This window comes from Candidatus Zixiibacteriota bacterium, from assembly GCA_018820315.1.
In the GTDB taxonomy this organism is placed as follows: Bacteria; Zixibacteria; MSB-5A5; order JAABVY01; family JAHJOQ01; genus JAHJOQ01.
Window position 1 is genome coordinate 1 of the sequence record JAHJOQ010000041.1, and the last position, 24,379, is coordinate 24,379.

General features: G+C 49.0%; 22 protein-coding genes, 1 tRNA gene and 1 other RNA gene. 18 read left to right on the plus strand and 6 right to left on the minus strand.

Features of this window, described 5'->3' with window-relative positions:
* Nucleotides 1–349: 349 nt before the first annotated feature.
* From KKH67_03800 to KKH67_03820, 5 genes are all read left to right on the plus strand, one after another.
* Nucleotides 350–871, plus strand: coding sequence for a hypothetical protein (locus tag KKH67_03800; GenBank protein ID MBU1318302.1), 522 nt, complete (start codon nucleotides 350–352; stop codon nucleotides 869–871).
* A gap of 89 nt (nucleotides 872–960) precedes the next feature.
* The gene (locus KKH67_03805; protein ID MBU1318303.1) at nucleotides 961–1,494 is read left to right on the plus strand and encodes a hypothetical protein; all 534 of its coding nucleotides are present in this window, start codon (nucleotides 961–963) and stop codon (nucleotides 1,492–1,494) included.
* A complete protein-coding gene (locus KKH67_03810; GenBank protein MBU1318304.1) occupies nucleotides 1,491–1,943 on the plus strand; it encodes a DoxX family membrane protein in 453 nt (150 codons plus the stop codon). Before KKH67_03805 ends, KKH67_03810 begins: the two co-directional genes overlap by 4 nt.
* Nucleotides 1,944–2,120: 177 nt before the next feature.
* Nucleotides 2,121–2,194: transfer RNA gene (locus tag KKH67_03815), tRNA-Lys, on the plus strand.
* Between the two features lie 175 nt (nucleotides 2,195–2,369).
* Nucleotides 2,370–3,308, plus strand: a complete 939-nt coding sequence (locus KKH67_03820) for a hypothetical protein (GenBank protein MBU1318305.1) — start codon at nucleotides 2,370–2,372, stop codon at nucleotides 3,306–3,308.
* A gap of 51 nt (nucleotides 3,309–3,359) precedes the next feature.
* On the opposite strand, the gene KKH67_03825 is transcribed toward KKH67_03820, so the two are convergent.
* Together KKH67_03825 and KKH67_03830 are read right to left on the minus strand one after the other, a co-directional pair.
* Nucleotides 3,360–4,604: an inner membrane CreD family protein gene (locus tag KKH67_03825; GenBank protein ID MBU1318306.1), complete on the minus strand. Its 1,245-nt coding sequence runs from the start codon at nucleotides 4,602–4,604 to the stop codon at nucleotides 3,360–3,362.
* Between the two features lie 477 nt (nucleotides 4,605–5,081).
* Nucleotides 5,082–5,591: a DinB family protein gene (locus KKH67_03830; protein MBU1318307.1), complete on the minus strand. Its 510-nt coding sequence runs from the start codon at nucleotides 5,589–5,591 to the stop codon at nucleotides 5,082–5,084.
* 247 nt (nucleotides 5,592–5,838) lie between these two features.
* Here KKH67_03830 and KKH67_03835 point away from each other — a divergent pair, with 247 nt between their 5' ends.
* The 11 genes from KKH67_03835 to arsB all read left to right on the plus strand — a co-directional run bounded on the left by KKH67_03835 (nucleotide 5,839) and on the right by arsB (nucleotide 17,531).
* A complete protein-coding gene (locus tag KKH67_03835; GenBank protein ID MBU1318308.1) occupies nucleotides 5,839–7,191 on the plus strand; it encodes a hypothetical protein in 1,353 nt (450 codons plus the stop codon).
* A 17-nt stretch (nucleotides 7,192–7,208) separates the two neighbouring features.
* Nucleotides 7,209–8,774, plus strand: coding sequence for a DUF362 domain-containing protein (locus KKH67_03840; GenBank protein ID MBU1318309.1), 1,566 nt, complete (start codon nucleotides 7,209–7,211; stop codon nucleotides 8,772–8,774).
* A 103-nt stretch (nucleotides 8,775–8,877) separates the two neighbouring features.
* On the plus strand, nucleotides 8,878–9,723 hold the full coding sequence (locus KKH67_03845) for a class I SAM-dependent methyltransferase (GenBank protein MBU1318310.1): 846 nt from the start codon (nucleotides 8,878–8,880) through the stop codon (nucleotides 9,721–9,723).
* A gap of 22 nt (nucleotides 9,724–9,745) precedes the next feature.
* Complete coding sequence (locus tag KKH67_03850; GenBank protein MBU1318311.1) at nucleotides 9,746–10,549, plus strand: GNAT family N-acetyltransferase; 804 nt, start codon at nucleotides 9,746–9,748, stop codon at nucleotides 10,547–10,549.
* Nucleotides 10,550–10,654: 105 nt separating this feature from the next.
* Complete coding sequence (locus KKH67_03855) at nucleotides 10,655–12,214, plus strand: glycosyltransferase family 39 protein (protein MBU1318312.1); 1,560 nt, start codon at nucleotides 10,655–10,657, stop codon at nucleotides 12,212–12,214.
* A gap of 270 nt (nucleotides 12,215–12,484) precedes the next feature.
* Nucleotides 12,485–12,844, plus strand: a transfer-messenger RNA (tmRNA) gene (gene ssrA / locus KKH67_03860).
* A gap of 238 nt (nucleotides 12,845–13,082) precedes the next feature.
* Nucleotides 13,083–13,490 carry a metalloregulator ArsR/SmtB family transcription factor gene (locus KKH67_03865; protein ID MBU1318313.1) on the plus strand — a complete coding sequence of 136 codons (408 nt, stop codon included), beginning with the start codon at nucleotides 13,083–13,085 and terminating at the stop codon, nucleotides 13,488–13,490.
* Nucleotides 13,491–13,651: 161 nt separating this feature from the next.
* On the plus strand, nucleotides 13,652–14,416 hold the full coding sequence (locus KKH67_03870; GenBank protein ID MBU1318314.1) for a hypothetical protein: 765 nt from the start codon (nucleotides 13,652–13,654) through the stop codon (nucleotides 14,414–14,416).
* Nucleotides 14,417–14,419: 3 nt separating this feature from the next.
* Nucleotides 14,420–15,646 (plus strand): ABC transporter permease, encoded by a 1,227-nt coding sequence (locus tag KKH67_03875; GenBank protein MBU1318315.1) that lies wholly within the window; start codon nucleotides 14,420–14,422, stop codon nucleotides 15,644–15,646.
* A gap of 11 nt (nucleotides 15,647–15,657) precedes the next feature.
* The gene (locus tag KKH67_03880) at nucleotides 15,658–16,314 is read left to right on the plus strand and encodes an ABC transporter ATP-binding protein (protein ID MBU1318316.1); all 657 of its coding nucleotides are present in this window, start codon (nucleotides 15,658–15,660) and stop codon (nucleotides 16,312–16,314) included.
* 152 nt (nucleotides 16,315–16,466) lie between these two features.
* Entirely contained in the window at nucleotides 16,467–17,531 is a 1,065-nt protein-coding gene (gene arsB, locus KKH67_03885; protein MBU1318317.1) for an ACR3 family arsenite efflux transporter, read from the plus strand.
* 322 nt (nucleotides 17,532–17,853) lie between these two features.
* Here the strand turns inward: arsB and KKH67_03890 are convergent, their stop codons facing one another.
* Nucleotides 17,854–18,468, minus strand: a complete 615-nt coding sequence (locus KKH67_03890) for a hypothetical protein (GenBank protein MBU1318318.1) — start codon at nucleotides 18,466–18,468, stop codon at nucleotides 17,854–17,856.
* 740 nt (nucleotides 18,469–19,208) lie between these two features.
* Here KKH67_03890 and KKH67_03895 point away from each other — a divergent pair.
* Complete coding sequence (locus tag KKH67_03895) at nucleotides 19,209–19,970, plus strand: C-GCAxxG-C-C family protein (GenBank protein ID MBU1318319.1); 762 nt, start codon at nucleotides 19,209–19,211, stop codon at nucleotides 19,968–19,970.
* Between the two features lie 371 nt (nucleotides 19,971–20,341).
* Here the strand turns inward: KKH67_03895 and KKH67_03900 are convergent, their stop codons facing one another.
* Complete coding sequence (locus tag KKH67_03900) at nucleotides 20,342–22,246, minus strand: hypothetical protein (protein ID MBU1318320.1); 1,905 nt, start codon at nucleotides 22,244–22,246, stop codon at nucleotides 20,342–20,344.
* Nucleotides 22,243–22,752: a TetR/AcrR family transcriptional regulator gene (locus KKH67_03905; GenBank protein ID MBU1318321.1), complete on the minus strand. Its 510-nt coding sequence runs from the start codon at nucleotides 22,750–22,752 to the stop codon at nucleotides 22,243–22,245. The genes KKH67_03900 and KKH67_03905 overlap by 4 nt, the downstream gene beginning before the upstream one ends.
* 292 nt (nucleotides 22,753–23,044) lie before the next feature.
* On the opposite strand from KKH67_03905, the gene KKH67_03910 reads away from it, so the two are divergent.
* Nucleotides 23,045–23,338, plus strand: coding sequence for a hypothetical protein (locus KKH67_03910; GenBank protein ID MBU1318322.1), 294 nt, complete (start codon nucleotides 23,045–23,047; stop codon nucleotides 23,336–23,338).
* Between the two features lie 39 nt (nucleotides 23,339–23,377).
* Here the strand turns inward: KKH67_03910 and KKH67_03915 are convergent, their stop codons facing one another.
* Nucleotides 23,378–23,674, minus strand: coding sequence for an RNA-binding protein (locus tag KKH67_03915; protein ID MBU1318323.1), 297 nt, complete (start codon nucleotides 23,672–23,674; stop codon nucleotides 23,378–23,380).
* Nucleotides 23,675–24,379 lie beyond the last annotated feature (705 nt).

Consider the following 24,379-nt stretch of genomic DNA (forward strand, 5'->3'; position numbering starts at 1 on the left):
ATCTTGCGCATGAGGCTACCTCCTGTTAGTTTGTGGCGCTTCGCGACCACGGGTTCTATCAGTTTTTAACCAAAACTAAAGGTAGCCTCATTGATTTCAAACACCTATCTGCACCAATACCGAATCATAACATAGGAACTGACAGCTTGATAGATTCTAAGCGAAACTGAATCCTCGCGCCAAGCACTAGATGTGGTTGGCGTACGTCTCGTGCGCCAACTGCGACAAAGCTGGAGCACGCGGACATACTCCAGCCACAACTTCTGTGAGGAGTGACATACCTCATCGCCACTTCACCGGGTCTCTCAATCTATTTGACAGAGCCGATTCTTTGTATATCTTATCGCCCATGACGAATCAAAAACTCACAGTCGAGCAGGCAGAGGTTCAGCTCAAAGAATTGGCTAAGCGCTGGCTTGCGATGGACGGGCTTTGGTTTCAGGCGGTCGAGCGTAAGTACGGGATGGAGGCGGCCATTGAATTAGACAAGCAGGCATGGGCGCATTTTTCGCCGATAGAGGCGAATCGGATTATGAACTTCCTCGGTATTGAACCGGGCGGAGGGCTTGATGCGCTGGAGAAATGCCTCCAGTATCGCTGCTATTCGTTCATCAACACACAGGAAATAACTCGTCCGGCACCAGATAAGTGCGTGCTCAAAATGACCGCATGTCGTGTTCAGGATGCAAGGCATCGTAAGGGCATGAATCCATTCCCCTGCAAAGAGGTCGGGGTCATCGAATACGAGACTTTTGCAAAGACCATCGATCCGAGGATCGAGGTGAACTGTATCGCCTGCCCTCCCGATGAGCAGAAACGAGATTTTTGGTGTGCGTGGGAGTTCACATTGAATAAACACCATCCGGCTTGAGCCAACCGGAACTTTTTGCAGATCGAGTGTATTATATTGTTGAATGATCGGCATGAGCTGGCGTACAACACCGAAATTTATCGAACTTTATGAAGAAGCTCATAATCGAAGTTGCCGTAATAGTCGCGATTGCCATAATAGCGGGCGGGATCAACAATTCCGTATCACACAGCCGAGTCGCATGGATTGGCTCGTGGCCCAGTTTATCGGATTCCGAAGACGATTCTACATGGAACTGCCTTTCATGCGAGCCGGGCGACCCTCCAATGCTGAGTCTTGCCGAGGCTTCCGCGCTCTATCAGAACAAAGAAGTTGTCTTCATAGATGCGCGCTTCCCCGAGGAGTATGAGGAAGGATATATCGAGAACGCGTATCTTCTCTCGATTGAGGCTGACGAAGACGTCTTCGACCAGCAATACCAGGCACTCCTAAAGGTCATCGATACGAGCACTCAGATTGTCACCTATTGCTCAGGCGAGGAGTGTGAATCGAGTCTGTTTCTTGCACGCTATCTGAGAGACGACGCCGGTTACCCGCATGTGAAGATTTTCTTTGGTGGATGGCGCAGGTGGGAGAAAGCCGGTCTTCCCGTAGTCTATCCGGCCGGGGGGAACTCCGAATGAAGGAACTCGCTACCAATAAATATATCACTTTGATATTCCGCGTGATTCTCGGTGCAGTCTTCTGCTACGCCGCAATCGACAAAATTGCGCACATTGACCAGTTCGCGCGCGCGATCTATTACTATCACATTCTGCCCGGCTGGGCGATCAACATCATGGCAGTTTTCATGCCGATGGTTGAAATGCTCGCCGGAATCGGTCTGATTATCGGCATAATGCCTCGTGGATCGGCGGCGCTCATCAATACCATGTTGGTGATGTTCCTCGTCGCGCTGATTATAGTCTATATCAGGGGTGTCGACATCAACTGCGGATGCTTCTCCGTATCAGACAGGGGCAAATCGAGCGCGATGGGTCTCATATGGCGTGATGCGATTCTGCTCATCATGGGAATACAGATCATGTGTTTCGGCAGGGATTTCCTGTCGATCGGGAAACTCCGCGACTGATTCCCGGATTCTCTCCCTCACCATAATCACACCATGCCCTTCCCTCAAAAAAACTCGCCATCGGTAAAGTTCTGCTTGATGCAATCGGTTCGAAAGATTATATTCGCGCCGTGACGGTGAGGGATTTTCCTTGATGTTACACATACAGGCGATTACAATCGCCGAGGAATTGCGAATGCGCCATTAGCTCAGCTAGGTAGAGCAGCTGACTCTTAATCAGCGGGTCGGAGGTTCGATCCCTCCATGGCGCATTTTTTTGTTGAAATCCCCCGCAACCTCGGATACTGTTAGACGTAGCTCCAGGTAAGCTTGGATAGAGGGCCGTTGCATCCTGTAGATTACTGTTTGTGGATGTTCTGGTCCAGAGTGGACCTTAGATCGTGAGGCAATGATCGCCCGATCCACGCGTTAAAGGAGGATGCGGCAATGTCAATCGACTATTTCGGACTTGTCAAGAAATCTCTGCGAATTGCATGGGAATACAAATTTCTCTGGCTGTTCGGTTTCTTTGTCGTCGCGGCTGATGGATCCGGCGGAATGGCGTCGCACCTCAGCAATCTGGGTGATATCGACTCGCATACCTCCCTCTTCTCCAATTTTGATTTTGATCCAAGCTACATTGCGCCCGGCGTGATTATCATGGTTGTGCTTGCTCTACTGTTCATGGCTCTGCTCTTCTGGATTATGAGCGTGCTGTCTGAAGGCGCGCTTATTCACGGCATACTGAAAAAAGAATCGGGCGGCAGCGCAAGTTTCTCCGAGTGCTGGAGCAGAGGCGTGGATAAATTCTGGTCGGTGTTCGGCGTTCTGCTTCTTGCCACGATTGCGGCGGTTACAGTGGTCATTGGCATCATACTCTTCCTGATCCCGGCGTTCATAGCTTCCGTGGCACTCGGGATTATTCTCGTGATAGTTGCGCTTCCTGTGATTCTCGCGGTCATCTTCATTGTCGAGGCGCTGCTCGCCTGGTCGATACGTCTGATTGTAATTGACGACAAACCGTGGTTTGACTCGATTGGCGATAGCTGGAAGATGATCCGCCAACATTTCGGCAAAACATTCGGCATCGCATTTTCATCGGTAGTGACTCAGCTTGTGATCGGGATCATCTTCTTTTTGTGTCTACTAGTGGTGGCAATTCCGTTTGTGATTATAGCATTTCGAAACCCACTTCTCGGCATAATTCCGGGCGTCTTGACATTCATTGTGTTAGTCTCATTCCTGAGCGCATACGAAGGCCTGTTCCGCAGCACAATCTGGACGCTTGCATATATGCAGCTAACCGGCCGGGACATATCGCTGGGAAATACTATTCCGGGTGGAGATTTGCCGGCACACGACCCATCAGATGGCTCCGGTATATAGCCAGCCGACCAGACAGCCATCCATCAAGGCCTCTGTCCAAGCTCTCTATGTTTAGCGGGCAGGCTTCTTTTCTGTGCCGAATTTCTGCTTGGTCCAATCGATACGTCCTGTAAACTGCATGACGATAAAGAGAGTAACGATTGAACTGATCGTGATTGCCAATCCCGTGTATCCTTCGAGGAAGAAGGCGTAGGAGAATAGCACAAGATAGACGAACTGCGACACGCCCGTTTCGATCAATGCGAACCTAAGTCCAACCACAAGCCGCATGTACGATATCACCAGAAATATCGATACTACGGAGCATATTGCGCATGCAAGGTGGATATCTACGTGATCAACGAGATACGCCAACAGGAGATGGAATGCGAAGAAGGCCGCAGCAATAAAGAAGTAGTTCATTGGATGCAGGTTTATGTTCTTAAGAGTCGTGATCAGGAAAATTATGAAGAAGAAAAAGAACAGCGACACAGGCGCAAAGAAGCTGACTCTGCTCACAAACGGTCCAGGATTGAGCTTGCGCGGCATTTCCATACCAATCTGAATACCGGAGATCAGATTACTGTAATCCCATTTCAATCTCCAACCTGTATCGGTTTTCTCTTTTGCTGTCGGGGATATGCTGTTTTCGGGGAAATTGATATCGTCGAAGTCGGTTGTCATTGTTAGATTGAAATTGCGTATCTGTGACACGCTTTCGCCAAAGATATACCACCATTCGTCTGAACCCTGGGACTTGTACGAAATCTCCACAGTTTGCTGCTGACCGGGACGCAACGTGGACGTACTTTGTATTTTTCCATTCACGGGATTCAGACATTCAACGCTATCGCCGTTTCTCTTCATCATAAAGTCATCGTAAATACCATCCACCACTGGAAACGGGTAATGAAAATTGACGCCCTTTTCTTTGTTATATCTATTAGTAAAGGAGTACTTTGCGTAGAACGTCACAACGTATGTTGAATACCATAGTAGTCCTTTCTTGCGGTGTTCGAGATGAAGATCGACGTTCAGACTTGATGAATCCAGAAATGTCGGAACGTGACTGACAGTCTCAAGCGTGTCAATTACTTCCTTACCATCCTCCCACTTTTCCTGAATCTTCCGCACTATTTCAATCGTGAATACATCAGGTGCATGTTGCTTCTGAACGTCTCCCCACAGTTGTCCAACTTCTTTCCTTAACTTCTGATCCTGACTTGACGTGCGGAGATTGGTTGACATTCCCAGAATCAACCACGCCAGACTCGTGAACACGAAGATAAAAGCAACCGCTCCAATGCGCTTGGCCATTAGCTTATCCTCCTTTCTGACACACCGTTATCGGATCATTCTCTATCCACCGTATCTACTCAAAGAGCCTCTGCTGGTATGGACCGAGTACTCATAGATGTTGTACACTATTGATCGCAAATAGATCGCCGGATTGTCGATCTCTGTTACAAGAACAAACAGTAGTTCAATACTCTAAGCAAGCCAATACAGGGGTACATGCCACTTGCAAGGGCGCACCGAGATACGAGATAGACCAGCGCACAATTCTGCAAATGGCGAAGTCAGAATCGTAGGGATTCTGACTTCGCAGTTCAGGCTAATCCTGAGGTGATAAATTCGATAACGCTAGATTGGGAAGTCAATCCGAAATCGGCTTGATGGGCAACTGTGGTGTAATATGGAACTCGAATTGAGGCTGGAGGTTCCTCACATTATGGAAAGAGCCAAGTCGAAGATGAGTCTCACACGTAGGACAGACTATCAGAATACCATCGTCTAATCCCGCAGATTCAGCAAAATCGAAATATGCTGATCGTCATGTTCTGCGGCAAAATATGCCATATCCACGACACGCATCTGCTTGTTCAGTCTGGGATGATGAGCGGAGCGAGAGGCGCCCGCTTCGTCAAGATTCTCGATACGCCTGACAAAATCCTCGCGGACAGACCGAAATGACTTCAGCAGGTCGTCAATATCCCTCTCGTTGTATCTGGCCTTGTATGTCTCTGTATTGCTCATATCTGCGGGTCTCAATTCTTCAGCGCCGGCATCATAATCGTCCAATCGCCCCGCATGAAGAGATTCCACCGAGATCAGATGACCGACAGTCTCCTTCACCGACCATCCACCATCGATATCTTCTGCGACAGTGTCAGGAAGCAGATTATGCGCAATCTCATCGAGCCTCGCGGGAGCTCCTCTCAGTCGAGCCAGGATCATGGGAAACATCCCGACTGGGAAATCAAAACCAAAATCTCGATCTATCCATTTCAATCGCTTCACCATTGTTGCCTCCAGCGTTGGGTTCCGGGTCGTTGCATTGTTTCTATACGATTACTCTCAACATCAAGTTGCAGGCGGCAAGGACACTCATTTTCACTTAAATTTGTTGATGAATTTGTTCTTGCACAACATTAATTGTATCATTGGAGATGCCGATGAATTATGCGTATTATCTGCAGCAAGTAGACTACCCTCCCATGACTGTCTTCGAGTTGCTGCATACCGATCTCATTGGAAACGTAGTTACAATATGTCATTCGTAAAAGAAATAGCAAAGCAGGCTTTCAGATTCATCGATCCGGCTCTGGCATATGGACCGGTTTACCGCATGACTCTGAAGCAGCTCTCCGCTGTGAAAGTGGATTCGGATGAGGACCTTGACAGACTCGAACGCACGAAACTGCAGAATCTGTTTCGGAGGCTCAAGAGGGATGTCCCCTTCTACCGGGACAGCTCTCTTCTGTCGTGGGACTGTGGAAGCGCCGATCCAAAGGAAATCCTGCACAAGTTGCCGCTGATCACGAAAGCCATGATCCGGGACGATATCGAGGAATTCACCGCGCAGTCTATACCTGGACGCGATCTCTCCTATGTTACGACGGGCGGATCAACAGCCGCGCCGCTTGGGTTCTTCGAATTGAAACGTATCTCGGAAGGAATAGAGAGAGCATATATTCATACGATTTGGGGAAGAGCCGGGTATCATCGAACGACAAGCTGCGCAGTATTCCGGGGCACAGTCGTCCAGAAACGAGACCGCAAGCGACTCTGGCTCTATGACCCGTTCTATCGTTCAATGATCTATTCATCCTATCATCTCAATGGAGATGACCTCCAGAGAATTTACGATCATCTCCTCGACTTCAACCCACAATTCATTCAGGCCTACCCATCGGCAGCGAATCTGCTGGCAGCTTATATCGAAGAGAGCGGCAAGCCGCCTCCGTCAAATCTCAAAACGTTGCTACTGGGATCGGAGAGCCTTCCGATTTGGCAGCGCAGAAGAATCGAGAGCGCGTTCGGTGCCGCCGTCTTCAGTTGGTACGGTCACGCGGAAAAAGCCATCCTGGCGGCTGAAAAGCCGGGTGGTACTGATCTGTATGTACTTCCGACATATGGCTACGCGTACTTGCGTTCTGAGGATGGTGTGATTATCACAGAACCGGGTGTTCCGGGAGAGATCATAGCGACGGGATTCACGAATCGTGCCACCTATTTTGTCAACTACCGGACTGGAGATGTTGGCACATGGGCGGACAGCCATGATCCGGGACATCGAATTCTGAAGAAAGTGGAGGGACGCGCCCAGGAATTGGCAATTACTGCGAGAGGACGCAAGATTTCTATGACGGCGATAAACATGCACACGGATATATTCGATCATGTGAAGCAGTTTAGATTTGTTCAGGATGTCAAGGGTAGGATCAGAATGGAGATCGTCCGCAAAAGCGACTATTCAAGCAAAGATGAACGATATATCATTGACGGCATCTCGGAGAAGCTCGGCGAGGACATGGAGCTTGAGATTGCCTATGTTGAGTCAATTCCGAGAGCAAAATCGGGCAAAGCCCGCTTTCTGCTACAAAATATCAAGGGCAATTGAATGCAAAAGAGGCTAATATGACGTCGGAGAATGGTGACATCGACACAACGCACAGAGTTGGATTAGCTATCGACAGCTCTGCGCGATACAATACCGAACCACCGTATCACCCGACACAGCGGTATTCGGAGTACTCTTACGACAAGACAGCACGCGGAGATTTCATCGACGGCTATGATCTCGTGCGCGATGCCTTGTTTCAGTTGGGATTAGATCGACCCAACTATGGAACGGCTGCCTGGAATCCTCTGGGCGATATAATCTCTCCTGGGGATCGTGTCGCGCTGAAGCCTAATTGGGTGCTGGACAAACATCCACGCAACAAGGACATCTTCTCAGTAGTCACGCATCCATCGATCATCCGGGCTGTTCTCGATTACGCAATGATTGCACTTCAGGGCAAGGGCAGTGTCACTGTCTGCGACGCACCCCAGGGAGATTGTGATTTCGACAGACTGCGAGAGCTGTCGCACCTCGATGCTATTCGTGATTTCTATGTCGCACAGGGTGGAATCGTGCCGAAATTTGTGGATCTTCGCAAAATCAGGTACCTCGTTGACGATGATGGTTACTTGATGGACAATGCGCGAGAGCAGCTTCAGGGCGATCCGGAAAGATATTGCGAGGTCAATCTCGGCGCCGATTCACTGCTGAGCAATCTCGATAACTTGCAGAACCTGTATGGCGCAGACTATGACCGCAATTTCACGAACAACCATCACCGTGATGACAGGCACGAGTATCTGATAAGTCGTACGATACTGACTTCTGATGTGGTCATATCAATCCCAAAAATGAAAACTCACAAAAAAACCGGAGTGACTCTCAATCTCAAGAATCTGGTTGGGATCAACGGCGACAAAAACTACCTGGCACATTTTCGCGTTGGGGCGTCGGACGCCGGCGGCGATGAGTGCCCATCGACAATGGAACGCAAGAAGAAACTGGTGCTGAAATCGCAGCGATTCATGATAGATAAATTGCTGGTAAGACCTAATCGCCTCTCAGTCGCGCTTTTCAGCATCATCAGCAAGAGCTATCGCGGCATGCGCCGTATCACCCGCATTGATTCATCCCCGGATATCCGAAGCGGCGATTGGTACGGCAATGACACTGCCTGGAGAATGGTTGTCGATCTGAACAGAATACTCTTCCTCGCTGACAGTGATGGTGCGATGAAGACTGAACCACAGCGTAGGTACCTGTCTATTGTAGATGGCGTTATTGCCGGCGAGGGCGATGGTCCACTCGATCCCGATCCTGTTCATGCTGGATACATTCTCACTGGCACATCACCGACATCGGTAGATCTGGTTGGAACTGCACTGATGGGATTCGACGCGAGCAGGTTGCATCTGTATGACTACATCGTCGGAGATCATGCACGGCGCCAGCCGCTGCCTTTTGGAATTGCGGACACGGATTCTATCACGATCGGGTTCGAGGCCGAGGATCTCTCATTTGATCAACTGCAGGAAGCAATCCGTCCACGGAGCTTCCGACCGCATCATGGCTGGACAGGTCATATCGAGCTTCCAAAGGTGGATGAGACGTTTGCCAAAGTCAGTGACACATCATCGTAGACCGAACTCCATGCAGTTTGCATTCAGCACCCAAAACCCCTATCTTAACCAGGCAAGACGATCATAAGCTTCTCACAGAGAGAAGCAGCTGCGAAGATGAGATATGAACCTTCTGGATATCGTCGAGAGAGAAAACAATCCGCAGCCGTGGTCCGAGGGAGAGAAGATTCCCTGGAATGAGCCGGGCTTCAGCAGGAGAATGCTCCGCGAGCATCTGTCGCAAGAGCATGATCTCGCAAGTCACCGTGCAGAGCAGATCGATAAACGAGTTCAGTGGATTCACGAACGTATACTCCGTGGCGAACCGTCGAAAATTCTCGACCTCGGTTGCGGTCCGGGATTCTATACAAGCAGGTTCGCTAACCTTGGACATCGCTGCACAGGCATTGACTTCTCCCCCGCTTCGATAGAATACGCGATAGATCACTCAAGGAATGAGAATCTCGATTGCACATACATCGAGCAGGATATCCGACAAGCGGATTTTGGCACTGACAATGATCTCATCATGCTAATATTCGGCGAGCTTAATGTCTTCCGCACCGCTGAGAGTGAAGATATTCTGAAACGAGCAAACTCTTCACTCGCTTCAGAAGGTCACTTGCTCTTGGAGCCGCAATCGTTCGATGCTGTTGACAATACAGGATTAAGCCAGCCATCCTGGTCATCCGTGCAGACCGGCCTATTCTCCGACAAACCTCACATCCTCTTGCGTGAGACTTTCTGGAATGCTGACAGCAATGTCGCAGTCGATCGTTACTACGTAATAGATGCTACAACGGCCGAGGTGACCCGTCACACTCAGAGCGTGCAGGCATATACAGATGATGAGTATCGCCTCCTGCTGAAACAGTGTGGTTTTGCAGATATCGAGTTCTTTCCGTCCATGGATGGCGGTACGGAGAGACCCGACAATAATCTCCGCGTCATACTTGCAAAGAAGCAATAACATTGGCGAATAGGCAGGAAATATGATAGTCGAACTCGAACCGGAAGATTACCACAGAGCAGCTCATATCTTGGAAGGACATAGGCAGTATGTACCAGCATTGTCGGTCATTTACGGCGATTTCCCCGGAAGAGTCTTCGTTGACAATAGCGATTTGCCACGAACCGCAATCGTGTGGGCGATCAGCCGATGGGCATATATAGAAGGTAACGCTGACAACGTCGACTTCAATATATCGATTGCTGAGCTAATCCGCGACAGGATCATCCCCGGATCAAGAGAGATTGAGATGAGCTGGTTCGAGCTCTATTCGAACTTATCAGCTGATTGGAAGAGGACTATCGAATCAGCTCTGAGTGAATTCGATTTCAGGAGCCATATGGAATCGACCTTTGTGTGGGACAGGCAGAAGTACCATGCCTTCCGCGCAGACTATGCATTTCCTAATGGATTTGAGCCCGTGAAATCCGATATTCCAATCCTGCCGGCGTCGACTGCCCGATCACCATTTGTAAGTGATGCACACAAGACACGCACAGCGATCGGATTCAGAGTTATGGGTGAGAACAAGATCATCGCTCAATGCCGCTTGGACGGATTACTGCACGGATCGCAGTTCATGGTAGATGTAGATACATTCGAAAAGGATGACAGGCGCAAAGGATTTGCGACTGCTGCGAGTGTTGCACTATTGGACTTTTGTCTCGATCAGAAGCTTGATCCGCTCTGGGAGACGACAGAGGACAATACCGCTTCACGCAGATTAGCGACAAAGCTTGGATTCGTGGAAGATGAATCGTACCTGGTCTACGCAATCGACTTCTAGATCAGCAACGTTGTCGGTGGACATCCTCATAAACCGACAAGTCTGCGGGCGGCACGGCGAACACAACCTGCAGCAGGTACCGCGGAAAGGTGCGGTAGATAATTGATGCAATTACAACGGAAAACGCTTGCATCAAGGCACGATGTCTTTAGTCTTGTCAATCTTGACAGGCTGTGGCTGATTATCGGTCTGGGTGTTGTGATCAGACTGGTGTTCATTGGTTTCTTGAATTTACTGCCGGAGGAAGCGTACTACTGGAGCTACGCTAAACATCTCGACACCGGATACCTTGACCATCCCCCAATGGTGGCTTGGCTGATATACATATCTGAATCTCTCTTGGGCAGAAGCGAACTTGCTGTTCGGCTACCGGCGTTTCTTGGGTGGTTCGTCTTTGCCTTTTTCATGTGCCGTTTCGCGCAGAATACAGTTGGGGATAAAGTCGGTAAGCCGGTTCTTCTGCTCCTTGTTTCATTGCCGATATACATGTCGGTCGGGTTCTTGATGACACCGGATGCGCCATTCTACATCTGCTGGGCCGGAGCCTTGTTTTTTCTTGAAAGGGCGATCATTGGAAAACGCACCTTCTCTTGGTACATGGCAGGCGTCTGTCTCGGCCTCGGCCTGCTCTCAAAGTACACAATGGGGCTGATCGTGCCTGCAACTGTCGTCTACCTGCTCATGGACAAAGAATCTCGTCACTGGTTTCGAAAGCCCCAGCCATATCTCGCCATGCTCATAGGTTTGGTTCTGTTCATGCCGGTGCTGTACTGGAACGCTCAGCATGGATGGGCGTCGTTTGTCTTTCAGGGGTCGCGACGATGGTTGGATGGAGAGGGCTTTAGTCTGCATATTCTCATCGGGAGCATTCTTGTACTAATCACTCCTCTCGGCTTGTACGAGGTGATAAGGACTCTGTGTAATCTCTGGAAAAACAGGTTGATAATTCATGAGGCTGATGCACTGAAATTTCGCAAATACCTTTTTCTCACAATATTTGCGATGGTTCCGCTGTCGATTTTCGTAATTCACAGTATTCAAGGACAACCGAAACTCAACTGGACCGGCCCCGTGTGGCTGGCAATTCTGCCGCTGGTCGCTGCCAGAATTTCAGGTATCGATGTAATAGATTCACAAAAAAAGAGTCAATCGGTTTCGAAGCCCTGGATTGCAACCGCATTTACTCTCCTGATCTTCTATGCCGGAGGATTTGGACATCTGGTGGCAGGAATGCCGGGTTTAACCAAGGATAGCGGCATGAAGTTTCCAATTGCGTGGAAGGCCTATGGCGAAAGAATCGAGAAAATCGAATCACGCATGGAATCTGTTACTAATTCAGAGCCAATAATCATTGGTTTGGACGAGTATTGGCTGGCCAGTCAGGCAAGTTTCTATGATGTCGATGATGGCGATATCCTTCCGGAGACGGCTGCAAAGAATCTTGTCGGTGGTAACAGCCTGATGTGGAATTTCTGGGTATCACCAAGAACCGTTGCCGGGCGAAATGGGCTGCTTGTTAGTTTCACAGCGGACAAGTTAGAGCAGAGCTATGTAACTCGGCGTTTTTCTAAGCTGGGTGAAATAACTGAAGAAGTACTCACTAATTGTTATGGCGAAATCGGACACTTCTACTGGAGAGCCGGATACAATTACAATCCGAAATGAATTGCTCCAACGAAAAGCCGCACATTCGAGGTGGTCGATATATGTCCTCGTTTGTTATGGTAGGTCTACGTCCTCAATCACCGACGATCATGGGCACGGCACATGTCCAGAACTTCGTGCGTGGCAGATGTCGTGAACTTCGTGCGTGGCAGATCCTTCGCGGCTCAGGAGGTTTCTCCACATCTGCACGATCTCATTATTTTCACAAGAATCACTGAAACCTTGACACCTGTTTGCCGCTATATATATTAGAATGTGACACCCAACCTTGGGGGTGACCTGGTTTCGACGGGGTAACCGGAGGTTGGCCTGCATGCCGAGCACTCCGACAACTCGAAAAACTGTCGGTAAACAAAAACAACTGGCGAATACAATTACGCCATGGCTGCCTAAGTAAGGCGGCCCGTTCTTCCCTACTTTGCCCTCTGGGTGGGTGTAAGAGCGACGATTCCGGAGGGCTGGTCCGGGAAGGTTTGTTCAGCCCGAACGGACGAGAAACAATTGAACTGGCCTTCTAGCTGGCCGGTCTCTTGGCAGGCTGATAGGCGAGAATAAATAGAGAGACTACGCATGTAGACGGTCTTCTGTCGGTACTTTCGGACGGGGGTTCGATTCCCCCCACCTCCAATTATATAAATCATTGTATTACAAGAACTTACACGCCGGACGGGGGTATTATACCCCCCACCCCTGCCTTTGTAAGCCTATATCCCCCAATAACACCGAATAACGTGCAACCGTTTTGGTCACGATTTGGTCACAATCGATCATCTATTGCAGAGTGCTGTTGGTTGCTGACAAAAACAGGTTGCTTTTTGCCGATATTGTTGTATAATAATTCGTTAATTGGCGAATTGTAGGAGATGTTGTGCAAGATTTTCTTTCCATTACTAAAGCCCTCAGTGACGAGAACAGAGTCAGAGTCCTCATGGCACTAAACATCGGTGAGTTGTGCGTCTGCCAGATCATCGAGTTGTTGAATCTGGCACCCTCGACCGTTTCAAAGCACATGTCCATTCTTAAGCAGGCGCGGCTTGTGGAAGGTGAGAAGGACGGTAAATGGGTTTACTATCGTTTGGCAAGTAGTGCACCAAAGGCTGCTCTGGAAGCAATTGAGTGGGCGAAGAGACATCTTGTGTCAGAAACAACCATAAAAAGAGACGCCAAGAATCTGAGGGCGATTATTAGGCAGCACCCGGTCGAAGTGTGCCGGAAGCAGAAAGCCTTCCGGACAACTCGATCCATGAAGGAGACTGCAGCCGTGCCGGTTCGATAATGAATAGAATTGGCAGATGGTCGCGATTTGCTCGTAAGGTCTCGCCAGTAACAACGGTTCTCGTTGAATGCTGACATTGAACTTAAAGTAAAGCAGGCTTAAGTAAGCCTTGGATCGTGAAAATAGTAATTAGATTAGGTCATACATAGTTAGGAGTAATGATGATCAGTATTAGAAAACTCACAGTGCTGCTATTTGCGGTTTGTCTGCCGGTTTTGGCATTAGCCTCCACAAGTGAACAGCTGGAGACAGCTGTCTCCGATGGCCAAGTAGCTTTTGTTCTGGTTACCGAATCAGGCGCCACCGGAATCAATCAGGCGAAGCAGACGATTCAGAATGCCCTGGCTCAAGTCCATGGGGCTGTAATGTTCGAGTCGGATAGAGGTGATGTCGCCAACTCCCCCTTTATTCAGAAGTATCAATTGGCCGCTGCTCCAGTCCCATTGATCCTTGTCTTTGCTTCCAACGGAGTGATGGCGGGCGGTAATGTCGCATCTAAACTAACGGCACAGCAGTTGGTGGCGATGGTGCCGAGTCCCAAAAAGGCAGAGGTACTAACCGCAATTCAATCGGGCCAGGCCGTATACCTTACAGCGACACGCTCTGGAATGGCTTCCACGTCCGATGTCGCTAAAGGGTGTGCCGCCGCCTGCACTCAAATGCAGGGGAAATGCGTGGCGATCGATGTCAATATGGATGACCCGGCTGAGAGAGAATTGTTGACTCAGCTTAAAGTCAACATGCAATCCACCGAGCCGGTTACTGTTGTAATCAATGCGAAGGGACAGGTCACCGGATCTTATACGGGAATAGTTGAAGTTGAAAACCTTATTACTTCAGCAACAAAAGTTGCAGCCAGCAGTTGTTGCCCTACTGGAAGTGGAAAAACCTGCGGGCCTACACCTAAGAAAGAGGGTGGTAAATAGTCAATGTCATTTACCTTCAGAACGGTTGTCTTCAGAGAAATATCTCAGCGGAAGGGCCGACTCGTATCAGGGCTGCTTGCTATCACGCTGGGAATTGCTGTGATAGTTGCAATCCAGTCCGTGACGTCGGTTTCTCGCCAGATGGTTGCCAAGAAGCTTGATCTGCTTGGTGCCAACATAATGGTACTTCCGCAAGGAGCCACCGTAGATGACTATTACACTGCCGATGTTGATGCCCCGACATTCCCCGAGGAATATGTTGAGCGAATTGCGACATCGATGATCCCCGGTGTGGACAATATGTCGCCCAAATTGAGTCGCCGTATCGACATTGAAGGCTCATCGGTTATTTTAACCGGCATCTTACCAGCAAATGAGTTGGCTTCGAAACCGATCTGGCAAGCCTCCGGCCTCATGGGAGCAGAATTGGAGTTGGCCTGTGCTCCATCAAAAGACAAAGAATCCTCACTCACCGAAGCAGATCTTAAGGCTCAGCGTAAGACCGTTGATTCCCTGGGTAGTGACGAGGTGTGGATTGGTAGCCTGATCGCGGATCATTTCAAGATCGACAAAGGTTCCACTATACCAATCGAAGGCGAAACATTTAGAGTCACTCACGTGCTATCTGAAACGGGAACGATCGACGATAACAGAGTTTTCGTTCACCTTCACACGGCACAACGGCTTCTCGGTATTGAAGGCCAAGTGAGTAACATCGAGATTATGGGATGTTGTAGTGAGATATCCGATAGCTTGCTAGGTAAATTGAGAAATATCCTGCCGGATACCCGCATAACCACTATTGGGCATATTGTTAACACTCAGATCGAAACCAACACACTGATGGCCAAAGTCGCTTTGGTTCTTCTCGTGATCATTATCATCGTCGGATCCTTTTCAATCGGCAACTACATGTGGGCTAATGTTGAGGAACGCCGTCGGGAAATCGGAACCCTCATTACCATCGGCTGGGGAAGACAACACATCTACTGGCTTTTCCTTTCCAAAGCCATCATTCTGGGTCTGGTTGGCGGTGTTCTCGGGTACGCGACCGGAACGATATCAGCGGTCATTCTCGGTCCTTATCTTGCTGGCCTAGAGATCAGCCCTGTGATTGGTTACCTCTGGTGGTCGATCGTGGTCGCGATTGTAATCGCTCTGGCGGGCAGTTGGTATCCGACATATCGAGCAGCTCGGATCGATCCAGCTGTCATTATGCAGGAGGTCTGAGCATGTTTGACATCCATGGACTTACGAAAACATATACGCGTTCCAGACGTCACGTTCACGCACTAAGAGATATTTCGCTGAGAATCGATGCGGGTAGTTTCGTGGCCGTGACCGGCTCGTCCGGTTCGGGTAAAACCACACTTCTGCTGTCTCTGGGAGGCCTGATTCAACCGACCGAGGGCCAAGTGAAGTACGGCGACCAAGACCTGTATACTCTTCCCACTTCCCGGTTAGCCGCATTCCGCAATCGGACCATCGGGTTTGTTCTGCAGACGTTCAATCTGGTACCGTATCTGACGGCCGTTGAAAACGTGATTCTGCCGATGCTGCCGCACCGCGGAAACGGAACGGACCCGAAACAACGCGCCGTAGAGCTACTGGATATGCTCGGATTGGCCGACCGCCGGGATTTTCTTCCCAGAGAACTCTCTGTTGGTCAGCAACAACGGGTGGCAATTGCACGAGCCCTGGGAAACGAACCAGATGTGATACTGGCCGATGAACCAACCGGTAACCTGGATCCATCTCTTGCCGATGAGATACTCGATGTTCTCGAAGATCTGAATATGAACCGCGGCAAAACTGTGGTATTGGTGACACATAGCCCACAGGCAGCCGCCAGAGCGGGGATTGTGCTGAAGCTAAGAGAAGGTATGCTTGTGTCCTGAGGGGTCTGTGCACTGGTGCTGAGCGGAATATGCGTGAACGCAATGGAGTATGCGAAAGCGGCTAGGAGTCAAGCCGGGGGAAATAAGAACGGACAGCGCAAGAGCCTATAACAACGAATGTACAGCGGTGATCATAAGGAAATGCTATCGTGATGGCCGATGGTTCAGTTCTCAGGAGACTCGGGTTACTTGATAGATACTTGACTGTCTGGATCTTTGCGGCTATGGGAATCGGTGTCGCAGTCGGTCACTTCTCCCCGGGTATTGCCGGGTTTTGGGATACATTTTCAGTTGGAACAACCAACATTCCGATAGCCATTGGCTTGATTCTCATGATGTACCCGCCGTTGGCCAAAGTACGCTACGAGGAGATGGGGCGGGTCTTTCGAGACTACAAGATTCTGACACTGAGTCTGGTACAAAACTGGGTAATAGGTCCCATCTTGATGTTTCTGCTGGCTGTGGTGTTCTTGTCTGGCTACCCAGAATACATGGTCGGCTTGATCATGATCGGTTTAGCGCGTTGCATTGCCATGGTGATAGTATGGAACGACTTGGCCGATGGAGATCCAGAGTATGCCGCCGGATTAGTTGCCTTCAACTCCGTCTTTCAAGTACTGTTTTACTCAGTATTCGCGTGGATATTTGTAACCAAGTTGCCGCCTCTTTTTGGACTTGAAGGGGTTGCCGTTGATGTTACTATCGGCCAGATAGCTGAAAGCGTGTTCATCTACCTTGGCATTCCGTTTCTATCCGGCATGCTGACCAGGTTGATCCTCGTTAAGGCCAAAGGAAAAGAGTGGTACCACCGTGAGTTTGTGCCTAGAATCAGCCCGATCACGCTTGTGGCGTTGCTGTTTACGATTCTTGTTATGTTCTCCCTTAAGGGTGAACTGATTGTAAAAATCCCCATGGATGTTGTTCGAATCGCCATCCCATTATTGATCTACTTTGTTCTGATGTTTCTGGTGAGCTTCTTCCTTAGTAAGAAGGCTAGGGCCGATTACGGCAAAGCAACAACCCTAAGTTTTACCGCCGCATCCAATAACTTCGAACTTGCCATAGCAGTTGCTGTAGCAGTGTTTGGTATCAATTCGGGTGTCGCTTTTGCAGCTGTCATAGGTCCATTAGTGGAAGTACCGGTTCTGATCGGCTTGGTCAATGTCGCCCTGTACTTCCGGAAGAAGTACTGGGCCGATGGTAACACTGATTTGTAGTCATGCATTACGAAACCGCTGTCTTCACCATGAGAATTGTCCTCTGAGGGCCTTGAAAAAACGGTCACAATTTGGTCACAATAGGGTGTAAGTCCTTGTGCCACAACGCGAGTATGGGGTTCGATTCCCCCCACCTCCAACTTATTGTACCGCAACTACTTACTAGAATTATCGCGTCCTTATCCCCCAATAACACAGAATAACGTGTCACCATTCTGGTCACGGTTTGGTCACAGTGTCACGACGACACCTTTTCTTGATAATGGGTTGAAAGGGATACGTTGTTGATTGTTGTTGAACGAGTCACTCCTAGTGGCTATGCTCAAACTGATGTCACCTGCTGTGGATAGATAGCAGGATCAGAGTACCGAGGTCCGAATGTAGCATTACCAGACAAAACCATATCTCCGACAACATCAAGTTTCGCAGACGGTGTTGCAGTACCTATACCGACTGAGTCAGATACTAAATCCAACCGCACTACAGTACCACCATCAATCCAGCCGCAATCGGTACCACCGGAAACATATTCTGCTGTGTCCGCTCGCAGAGCATGATAAGCAAAGGGCATTGATGCTAACCTTGTACGCGGGACTCCTTCAGCCCCGCCGTTTAGAACGATACCTAGCCACAAACTGGCATCTTTGGCGAACATATCATGGGGCAGTTGGCAGGCTTCGCCAAGGAGCAAGCTGAACAGCCCGTCTACAACGCTAACCGGGATTTCCCCGCACCCCCAAACTTCGTCGCCACCGACAGCGGCGGTGTATATAGTTAGAGTAAGGTCGTAGGTGCCGTCAGGAAAGGGATCACCCTGGTTGTCGGTCAAGCGACCCTGATAGTTGATTACCTGCGGCACTTGTGCATCGACTGACGCCGCCGCGACAACCAATAGCATAGCCAACATCAGTACATGAGGGATCCTATACTTGATCATGTCATCCTCCTAATTCTAGACTACTAATTTTGTGACGTGTTATTATCAATAATATCGTCAAAGAGCCTGATTTTGCAAGGGTTTTTACGATCGCGATTCGATACGAGTAGATTCAACGAGTGATGGGGAACAATAAAAAAGGAAATTCTCGTTGATTAGTGGGTAGCAGACACGATTCGGACGTAGATCTCTTTCTAACAGCTTTCCAACAGAACGAACAAGAACGACAGCCAATTGTGGTTGACGATGACCGGAATGATCAACTATTCTGTGAATTCACTCCACTTGTCGCGGAGCATCGGCATGGCTGAATTGTCTGAGAACACCGCCCGTGGAAATACTCTGGGAAAGTGACAACAAAACCGATCAGGAGCCGTAGGGAGAGGTCAGAACGAACATACGAAAGGAGTGCGGACGAGGACAATTCAACTAAGAAAGATGACAAGAGCACATGGGCGATCGGCGGCGGCGTACTCATGGGTGCTGGCGCAGGGTTCTTCTTTCTAAGAGAATCACCCCTCGGTTTCGTGGTGTGCATTCTTCCGGGAATAGGCTTGGTCCTAATGGTTACCTCGATAGTCTCAAGCAAAAAGGGTAGTATAGAAAATTCAATTTCATAACTATGAAAGCAATCGTACACGAAGTCAAACGGAGACGGAATGGCCAAAGCACAGAGTGAGATATCATCGTTAGGAACGGTGAGGACGTTTCTGAAAGTTGGGACATGATCGGAAACATTGTTGAGAGTTCTCAACCGCGCATTCGATCAATCGTCGAGACTTGAGGAAAACGCCACCGCTCCTCTCGCCGGCGGAATCATGCAACACGGCTACCAATGCGGCATGATCTGGGGCGCGGCGCTTGCAGCAGGAACGCAGGCATATCGACTTTTGGGGCCGGGTCCGCAAGCTGAAGCGGCAGCAATACTTGCAGCACAAAGGCTTGTGGAGTCCTTCCGTGTCCGCAACAAACACATCAATTGCCTCGAAATAACAGATTTAGATAAATCATCGTCAGCAATGCAGATGATTAAGTTCTTCCTAATAAAGGGCGGGACTATAGGCTGCTTCCGCATGGCTGCAAAATACGCGAAGGTCGCATTCATTGAGACAAACACTGCTCTTTCGCAAGGATATATTGCTCCTTTCTCACTACCGGTAAGCTGTTCGGCATTGTTAGCGCAAAAGATGGGTCAATCAGACATTCACACAGTGATGTCGGCGGGACTTGCGGGCGGAATCGGCTTATGCGGAGGTGCATGTGGGGCATTGGGAACAGCAATTTGGATTGTTGGAATGAACGGCCTTACCGAGAAAGGCGGCAAAGTTGGATTTAAAGATCCCAGAGTCCTGGACGTGCTTGATAGATTTCTGAAATGCACCGACTTCAAATTCGAGTGTTCTGATATAGTCGGACGGAGGTTTGAGAATATCGACGACCATGCCGGTTATTTGCGCGACGGAGGCTGCTCGGGAATTATCGAAATATTAGCTACTAAATGATCTGCAGGATGAGCTTTCTATAACGGCGGAAGTCATTGTGTGATACTATACCTACCCGCAGGACCCAACCATATCAAAGCGTTGCAGTTGGCTGGTAACGGGGAGCTGTGGTTCTTCACTTGAGACGAACCCCGCCAATCTTAACACAAACTGGAGCGGCGGAGCATTGGGATACTCCGGCGCTTTCAATATCGACGAATGAACGATTCTCGTGTCTGAAGACAGTCGCCAGTAACTCCAGGATCAAAAGAAAGGCCACAGTCTGGTCACAATACGGTGTAAGTCCTTGTGCCACAATGTGAATGTGGGGCTCCATTAGCCTTCACCAATTGCCCCAGCCCAATGTGCCTCGGACTTTGTCGTGGTCAATCTTAAGCTGGTAGTATTGACGTAGCTTCGAGCAAAGAACCATTGTGATCAAGCTGCAGTGCATCCAGATTGCTGATTAGCGATTGCACCTTCTTTTCGAGATCCGCCAGAGAGAAAAGAAAAGTCGCTTGCTCGCCATTTTTCAATTGTGAGGCCATCTGTCGGTAATATTTGATCCCATTCAAGAGTTGATTGGAGAAATCGTTGAAATACTTGTCCGACAATGAGGAGATGTTCAGTGAGTTCTTGATCAATTGATTCTTAAGGTAGGTTATGTACAGTGAGAGTTCACGTATGAACATGTGAGGTCTCTCTTTGCGAAGCTTAATTGGCAGACGTCCATAAATGTGATCTACCATTTCCTTAAGCGTATATACTCTGTTGAAGTCAGTTATACTCAACCCGCTGCAAACCGCCGTATGCGATTTGGTATCAAGATTGAGGCGATTAAGAACGGACCCTGCAAGATCCATGCACAGACAGGTCTTGCTAAGCACCGATGATATAGCTGCCTGTTTCTGCTTTGTGGGTAGTGACGATGCATTAAGCTGTTTCAGTTTCAACCGCTGGTACTGCATTGATGCTTTGCAGACAGGAGTAGAGGATAATTCCAAATCTGTTGCCAGGAACTGCTTGAGACACTCACTCCCGGGAGTGTTTTCAGCGATTCGCTTCCTGCGGTATTCGTCGCTTGTCGTATTTTTCAAAAGCCAAAAAGGAATCCCCAGCGGTGAAGCATCGCTCAACTCAACATCGTCTTCAGTTGCCGCGGAAAGTTTCTGCAGGTGTATGCTGTCTACATTTGTGGCCTCGGGTACCAAAAGGAACGGTGTCCCCCACCCGACTCTGTCAACATGATATTGACTGAAAAGAAAACTCTGTTCCTCAGATGTTCCCACTCCACCCTGTGCTGAAAGAATGATTGACGGGTCTCCGGAGGGAACTTTACCCAACTTATCCAATGCCTCATAATAGTACTTCCTCAGTCCTGATACCAGTGAGGCTCTGTTAGCCTGGAATTCATTAAGTACAGGTCCCAACAATTCACCCTTAGTGGCAAAAGCATGCCCGCCGCAGTTAAGACCTGATTCGATCCGGTATTCAGACACCCACAGGCCCCGCTTTGCCAGCAATGTACCTTGCAGCAGAGCCGAACGATAATCGCTTACTTTCAGAATTATGGTCTTTTGGGGCGGTTTGTCTGCGGTGGGAAAGAAATCATCAAACTGAGCCATATAGGCGAATAATCTCTTATTTATTCCTGCCGAGAGAACAATGCTCGACCGTAATTCGCTGGTCGCAAAACCACAAAGCGCGGACATCGCTATACCGCTCTCTGGAACTCCCTTTCCGTTTTCCTGACGTAACTCACGATCGACTTTTGTCATGATGTTCACGTCAATATTTCCGGCTACTACCTTCTGACGAAGTTCAGATTGGAGTCTGAGTTTTGTCTCATGGTGCGTGCAGGCAATCATCGAGTCATAGGCGGACTTCAGTGTTCCTGATGGCATCATTTCAAAATACCGAGTGATATCGCTGCCGGTTTCAAATGGACTTGAACACACAGCCTGCATTTGGTTTTGGACAAGATCATGCACAAGATTCAAGTAGGAACGTATTCGTTTTACTCTTGAATCTTCCTCACTCTTTGGGATATGTCGATAGGGCTTATCGAATACGTCCGAGTAGTGTTCACGCATCTGTTCAATCAGAATATCATCGCCGATTGATATCACTGAAGATATACCATACTTGGCTACCCTAAGTGGTGTATCGATTGTAAACCCCGTTCCCATTACAGGGATAAAGAACTTGTGATATCCGATATCGATATATGAATTCGTGGAATCCGTGTGTGTTGGTAAGTCCTGAAATCTGTCAGTGTTGTTTGAATCTATTGTCATTGCGGCTTCCGTCCAATCCCATTTACAATCATGTTGAGCATAGTATCCGCAAGTACGGGAAGCGTAAACCGACCTTCGTCTAAAGACCATTGGTACTCGAATGAAGCCAGAGCCAGGACCATGACGTAAGCAGCTTTATCGGTATCTTCAATTTGGAGTTCACCCGACTGGACACCCCTATATAGTATCCCGGCAACGGCCTTCTGCTCCTCTCTGAGGAAATCCGCTCGTACTTGAGCAAGGTGCGGCAAATAGTCACCACACGATTCCTGAGTCACCCGGTAGAAGTTCACAAATTCACTTGCCCTTCCCAGCCGAATCAGCAGATGAGCCCTGAGTTTCTCAGCGGCCTTCTCCTCGGCGTTGACAGCTTCGCGAATAGAGGAGAGTAACGAATCAGCTTCTTCGTGAATGACCCTGTCGAAAATCTCGGTTTTGTTCTTGAAATGCTTGTATATCGTGGCTTTGGAGACGCGTGCTTCCTTTGCAATATCGTCGGTAGTCACCTTCCGAAGACCAAACTGGGTGAACAGAAGTTGCGCAGATCGCTCTATGTGAAATTGCTTGTCCGTTATCTTTAACCGTCTCCTTGACGTAAATACAGAAAACGTCCCAACCAGAATACGTACCGACGTTTTACATGTCAAGCATAATATGGTTCCAGGGTTCCCACCTGGCCCTCCAATCAGGTCTGTCGCAAGAGGCGGTCACAACACGGTATCAGTCCTTGTGCAGCAATGGGAGTCTCCCCCGCCTCTACTAATTGCACATAATGGCCTACTCGCCCCAAGGGAGATAGTGTTACAGTACGGTGTCAAGACATACTTTACGGTCAGGTTCTTGCGTGCTCACATGGAGCGGGATTCCGAAATCTGGGCTAGGTTTACACCCGAAGCACACGCTGTCGGAGTTACACATCGCCACATCAAGTCGGCGAGGGGAATTGTCGACAGAGAACTGCGTTCGAAGATTATGGATTTCGGTCTGGTGACCGTTCAGGGTGGTGAGATGCTTACCAAACCTGTCCGCAACGGACTTGGCAGTCGATCTCAAGAAAGGAGACTGGCTGGTGCCAGTCTCCTCAGAAACTAGACCCGCGCCAGAGTTGACGCGGGTTTCATTATCTCAGTGTCAGTACGACTTGCGGTAGCCGCCGCCACCACCACCGTTGCGGTCGCCATTTTGGACGCGTGGCTTCGCTTCGTTGACATTCAACGCGCGGCCATTCATGTCCTGGCCATTGAGACCACTAATGGCAGCAGAAGCCTCGGTCTGTCCCGACATCTCGACAAAGGCGAACCCTTTTGGTTGGCCGCTGTCTCTGTCAGTAATAACCTTGACGCTTGTGACTTCACCATAGCCCTCGAAGGCTTGGCGTAACTGATCTTCTGTCGTATCATACGACATGTTACCGATGTAGATATTCATTCTACACTCCATAGTTGCTTATCCCGAAGTGAACTGCTTTCAGTGAAGTCAGATTCTTCAAGATAAATAAAATGTTGCGCATGATTGCGCGATCAATTCGAGATTAAGCTTTAACGGAGAGTTGATTAGGACAAAACTACGAGAAAGGTCGAGCTCAAATTTAAACTAACTACACATTATATCGGATCTTTCGACAAAAACCTACAGCTATTTTTGCAGAATGCAGTTTATTTTTCGATTTACTCCCACAGAGATCAAGAAGAACAGTCACCTTTTCGTTGTGTGTCGTCGGAACCTTTTGAAAAACCTGGTCTGAAAGTTAAGGGTGTTTCCCGTCAGCATAAAGTGGACACGTAGAGCTGTACTGCCCCCTTTAGCTAAACTGATCTGAAGAGAGTTTTGCGGCTGAGGTTTCAGGAGTGCTCCCACAGGGAAGTTCAAACTCATTCAGCGCTCGTATTGCGAAGCCTTCTAACAAAGTCTCTCCAGCTAATCCCTTTTTGCTCTGGAACCATACTCTCAATGAATCGCTGGGACAAAGCCAAGATGCAATGGGCGTTTCCCTGAAATCAACCCCGCCTACAAATCAATGCGTGGTATTCTCGCTTAGGTGACCGACAATAGACTTTTTATGTAAGGATATATACGTGACAGAAAACCTGATGTGCAATATCTAGTTCGAGAGCGTTACTGAGCATTTGAGGT

Bases quoted from the DNA above. Each gene is read 5' to 3' on its own strand.
- arsB (MBU1318317.1), top strand. From the start codon at position 16,467: ATGGCCGATGGTTCAGTTCTCAGGAGACTCGGGTTACTTGATAGATAC.
- KKH67_03820 (MBU1318305.1), top strand. From the start codon at position 2,370: ATGTCAATCGACTATTTCGGACTTGTCAAGAAATCTCTGCGAATTGCA.
- KKH67_03840 (MBU1318309.1), top strand. From the start codon at position 7,209: ATGACGTCGGAGAATGGTGACATCGACACAACGCACAGAGTTGGATTA.
- KKH67_03870 (MBU1318314.1), top strand. From the start codon at position 13,652: ATGATCAGTATTAGAAAACTCACAGTGCTGCTATTTGCGGTTTGTCTG.
- KKH67_03800 (MBU1318302.1), top strand. From the start codon at position 350: ATGACGAATCAAAAACTCACAGTCGAGCAGGCAGAGGTTCAGCTCAAA.
- KKH67_03845 (MBU1318310.1), top strand. From the start codon at position 8,878: ATGAACCTTCTGGATATCGTCGAGAGAGAAAACAATCCGCAGCCGTGG.
- KKH67_03890 (MBU1318318.1), bottom strand. From the start codon at position 18,468: ATGATCAAGTATAGGATCCCTCATGTACTGATGTTGGCTATGCTATTG.
- KKH67_03830 (MBU1318307.1), bottom strand. From the start codon at position 5,591: ATGGTGAAGCGATTGAAATGGATAGATCGAGATTTTGGTTTTGATTTC.
- KKH67_03875 (MBU1318315.1), top strand. From the start codon at position 14,420: ATGTCATTTACCTTCAGAACGGTTGTCTTCAGAGAAATATCTCAGCGG.
- KKH67_03805 (MBU1318303.1), top strand. From the start codon at position 961: ATGAAGAAGCTCATAATCGAAGTTGCCGTAATAGTCGCGATTGCCATA.
- KKH67_03810 (MBU1318304.1), top strand. From the start codon at position 1,491: ATGAAGGAACTCGCTACCAATAAATATATCACTTTGATATTCCGCGTG.
- KKH67_03825 (MBU1318306.1), bottom strand. From the start codon at position 4,604: ATGGCCAAGCGCATTGGAGCGGTTGCTTTTATCTTCGTGTTCACGAGT.
- KKH67_03915 (MBU1318323.1), bottom strand. From the start codon at position 23,674: ATGAATATCTACATCGGTAACATGTCGTATGATACGACAGAAGATCAG.
- KKH67_03835 (MBU1318308.1), top strand. From the start codon at position 5,839: ATGTCATTCGTAAAAGAAATAGCAAAGCAGGCTTTCAGATTCATCGAT.
- KKH67_03850 (MBU1318311.1), top strand. From the start codon at position 9,746: ATGATAGTCGAACTCGAACCGGAAGATTACCACAGAGCAGCTCATATC.
- KKH67_03855 (MBU1318312.1), top strand. From the start codon at position 10,655: ATGCAATTACAACGGAAAACGCTTGCATCAAGGCACGATGTCTTTAGT.
- KKH67_03900 (MBU1318320.1), bottom strand. From the start codon at position 22,246: ATGACAATAGATTCAAACAACACTGACAGATTTCAGGACTTACCAACA.